We start from the raw sequence: 4,282 nt of genomic DNA, 5'->3' as shown, positions 1-4,282 counted from the left end.
TTGTGGGAGTTGTTGGCGTCGTGGGGTGTGCGGGCGGATTTCCTGGCGGGTCATTCGATTGGTGAGGTGACGGCCGCTTACGTGGCGGGGATGCTCTCCCTCGCTGATGCGTGTGTGTTGGTGGCGGCGCGGGGTCGGTTGATGCAGGCGTTGCCGGCTGGTGGCGTGATGGCGGCGGTCGGCGTGGCCGAGGCCGACGTGCGCGACGTCATCGACACTGCGGGCGCGGCGGTGGACGTCGCGGCCGTGAATGGTCCGGCGTCGGTGGTGGTGTCGGGTGCCGCCGATGAGGTGGCGTCGGTGGTGGCGTCGTGCCGTGAGCGGGGTTGGCGGACGAAGGAGTTGTCGGTCAGTCACGCGTTCCATTCGCGGTTGATGGAGCCGATGCTCGACGAGTTCGCGTCGGTGGTGGCGGGGCTGGACTGGCAGTCGCCGCGGGTGCCGATGGTGTCGAACGTGACGGGTGCGGTGGCGGACGCAGAAGAGATCACCGATCCCGCTTACTGGGTGCGGCATGTGCGGCAGGCGGTGCGGTTCGCCGACGGGGTGGCGGCTCTGCGGGAGCAGGGTGTGGACACGTTCCTGGAGGTGGGTCCGGACGCGACGTTGACGGCGATGGTGGCGGAGATCGTCGGGGACGCGGGGGTGCGGCGGGTTGCGGTGTCGCGGCGGGATCAGCCGGAGGTCGGGGCGCTGACGTCTGCGCTGGGGCAGTTGTGGGTGGCGGGTGTGCCGGTGGACTGGGCGGCGTACCACGGTCAGACCGGTGTCCGGCCGCGCGTGGTCGACCTGCCCACGTACGCCTTCGACCACCGGCGCTACTGGATCAACGCCGGGACGCGCTCCTACCACGCCCCCGTCGCCCGGCGTACCGCCGCTGACGAGGACTTCTGGCGGGCCATCGAGGCGGAGGACCTGACGACCCTCGCCGAGAGCCTGGCCGTCGACGCCGACGCCCCGCTCGCCGACGTCCTGCCGGCACTGTCCACCTGGCGACGCCGCCGGGACGCCGAGGCCGCCCTCGACTCCTGGCGCTACCGGGTGGCCTGGCAGCCGCTCACGGACGACCCCGCCCGCGCCGAGGCGTCCGACTTCCTGCTCGTGGTACCGGCCGACGCCGACGCGGTCGTGACGGACTGGGCGACCGCCCTGGGCGCGGCCGGCGGACGGATCGTCGAGGTCGACGCCGCGTGCGACCGGAAACGGCTCGCCCACGACCTCGTCGAGGCGTCGACCGGCCAGGACGGGAACCCGCTGCCCGTGCTCTCCCTCCTGGCCCTCGACAACCGGCCGTACGCCGGGTCCGGCTCCGTGCCGACCGGGCTCGCCGGCACGGTCGCGCTCGCGCAGGCGCTCGGCGACGCCGGGATCACCGCCCGGCTCTGGATCGCCACCCGTGGCGCGGTCGCCGTCGGCTCCCGGGACCGGCACGTCGACCCCGTGCAGGCCATGGCGTGGGGCTTCGGCACCGTGCTGCGCGCCGAGCACCCGCACCGCTGGGGCGGGCTCGTCGACGTCCCCGAGCGGCCCGACCAGGGCGCCGTACGCATGCTGCGGACGCTGCTCTACGGCACCGGCCGCGAGGACGAGGTCGCCCTGCGCGGCAACGGCGCCCACGCGCGTCGGCTCGTCCGGGCGGCGTACGGGGACACCGGTCCCCGCGGTTCCTGGACGCCGCGCGGCACGGTGCTGATCACCGGCGGTACCGGGGCCCTCGGCGGGCACGTCGCCCGCGCGTTGGCCGCCGAAGGCGCCGAACACCTCCTGCTGGTCAGCCGGCGGGGTGGCGAGGCGCCGGGAGCGTCCGCCCTCGCCGACGAACTCGCCGCGCTCGGCAGCCGCGTCACCCTCGCGTCCTGCGACGTGGCCGACCGCGCCGCGCTCGCGGCGCTGCTCGACTCGATCCCCGACGAACTGCCGCTGAGCGCGGTCATGCACACCGCCGCCGCCCTCGACGACAACGTCGTCGACGCCGTGAGCGTCGACCAACTGGCCACCGCCCTGCGGGCGAAGGTCGACGCCGCGCGCAACCTCGACGAGCTGACCCGGGGAGCGGACCTCTCCGCGTTCGTCCTCTTCTCCTCGCTCGCCGGCCTCATGGGTGCCGCCGGCCAGGCCACGTACGCGCCGGGCAACGCCTTCCTCGACGCCCTGGCGCAGCGCCGTCGCGCCGAGGGACTGCCGGGAACCTCGCTCGCCTGGGGCCTGTGGGCCGACGGCGGGGTGAGCGCCGGCGACTTCGAGCAGCGGCTGAGCCGCACCGGCTTCGGTGCGATGGCGCCGGAGACGGCCGTACGCGCCCTCACCCGGGCGCTGGACCGCGACGAGACGTACCTCGTGGTGGCCGACATCGACTGGGCCCGGGTGGCGGCGGCCGGCGGCCGGCGCGCCCACCCGCTGGTCCACGACCTCCTGACCGAGGCCGGCGCGGCGGTGACCGCCGACGCCCCCCTGCCGGCGGCCGACCTGCGTCTGCGCCTGTCGTCGATGTCCGGTACGGAGCAGCTGCGCGTCCTGGGCGAGCTCGTACGCGCCGAGGTCGCCGCCGTGCTGGGCCACGAGTCCGCCGAGCGGGTGGCACCGGAGCGTGCGTTCCAGGACCTCGGCTTCACGTCGCTGGCGGCCGTCGAGCTGCGCAACCGCCTCGACGCCGCGACGGGGCTCGCGTTGCCCAGCACGCTCGCCTTCGACTATCCGAACTCGGCGGCCCTGGCCGGGCACATCCACGCCGAACTGCTCGGCGGGCAGGCCCTTCCGGTCGCCGCCACCGTCGCCGGCCCCGTCGTGGGCGACGACCCGATCGTCGTCGTCGGCATGGGCTGCCGTTTCCCCGCCGGAGCCGAGTCCCCGGAGAGCCTCTGGGAGCTGCTGACGGCCGGCGTCGACGCGATGTCGGACTTCCCGACCAACCGGCACTGGGACCTGGATTCGCTGGCCGGAACCGACTCCTACGTCTCGCGGGGCGCGTTCCTGGCCGACGCGGGTGGCTTCGACGCCGAGTTCTTCGGCATCTCGCCGCGCGAGGCCCTCGCCATGGACCCGCAGCAGCGGCTGCTGCTGGAGGTCTCCTGGGAGGCGTTCGAGGACGCCCGGATCGAGCCCCTCGCGCTGCGCGGCAGCCGGGTCGGGGTGTTCGCCGGCACGAACGGCCAGGACTACGAGACCGTCGTACGCGAAGCCGGGGAGTCGCTCGCCGGCTACGGCGCGACCGGCGCCTCCGCGAGCGTGTTGTCGGGTCGGGTGGCGTACTCGTTCGGGTTCGAGGGGCCGGCGGTGACGGTGGACACCGCGTGTTCGTCGTCGCTCGTGGCGCTGCACCTCGCGGCGCAGGCGCTGCGGTCCGGCGAGTGCGACCTCGCGCTGGCCGGCGGCGTGACGGTGATGGCCACCCCGGGCGCCTTCATCGAGTTCTCCCGCCAGGGCGGGCTGTCGGCGGACGGCCGCTGCAAGGCCTTCGCCGAGTCGGCGGACGGCACCGCGTGGGGCGAGGGCGTCGGCGTCCTCGTCGTGCAGCGGCTGTCGGACGCGCGACGTGACGGCCGCCGGATCCTGGCGGTGGTGCGCGGCACGGCGGTGAACCAGGATGGTGCGTCGAACGGGTTGACGGCGCCGAACGGTCCGTCGCAGCAGCGGGTGATCCGGCAGGCCCTCGCGAACGCCCGGCTGGGTGTCGGGGACGTCGACGTGGTGGAGGCGCACGGCACGGGTACGACGCTGGGCGACCCGATCGAGGCGCAGGCTCTGCTGGCGACGTATGGGCAGGGTCGGGATGTGCCGTTGTTGTTGGGGTCGGTGAAGTCGAACATCGGTCACACGCAGGCGGCTGCCGGGGTGGCCGGGATCATCAAGATGATCTTGGCGATGCGGCACGGTGTGGTCCCGGCGACCCTGCACGTGGACGCACCGTCGTCGCACGTGGACTGGTCGTCGGGTGCGGTCGAGTTGGTGAGCGAGTCCCGGGCGTGGCCGGATTCGGAGCGTCCCCGTCGTGCGGGTGTGTCGTCGTTCGGCATCTCGGGGACGAACGCGCACGTGATCCTGGAGCAGCCGGAGCCCGAGGTCGCGGCGGAGCCGGAGTCTGTCCCGGCGTCGTCCGGGGGTGCGGTCGGGTTGCCGGTGCCGTGGGTGGTGTCGGGTCGTTCGGAGCGTGCCCTGTCGGGTCAGGCGGCGCGGTTGGCGTCGTTCGTGCGTGGTCGTGGTCTGTTGCCGGTGGATGTGTCGTGGTCGTTGGTGACGACGCGTGCGGCGTTGGAGCACCGTGCGGTGGTGTGGGGCTCGGACG

General features: G+C 74.1%; 1 protein-coding gene. It reads left to right on the top strand.

The annotated features are described in order from the left end of the window. Positions 1 to 4,282 (top strand): SDR family NAD(P)-dependent oxidoreductase (locus AC5L34_RS29400; protein ID WP_494827895.1); only part of this gene is annotated, 4,282 nt, incomplete at both ends.

It is taken from the genome of Micromonospora sp. ZG13 (genome assembly GCF_059359355.1).
This window is presented reverse-complemented; position numbering and strand designations above follow the sequence as displayed.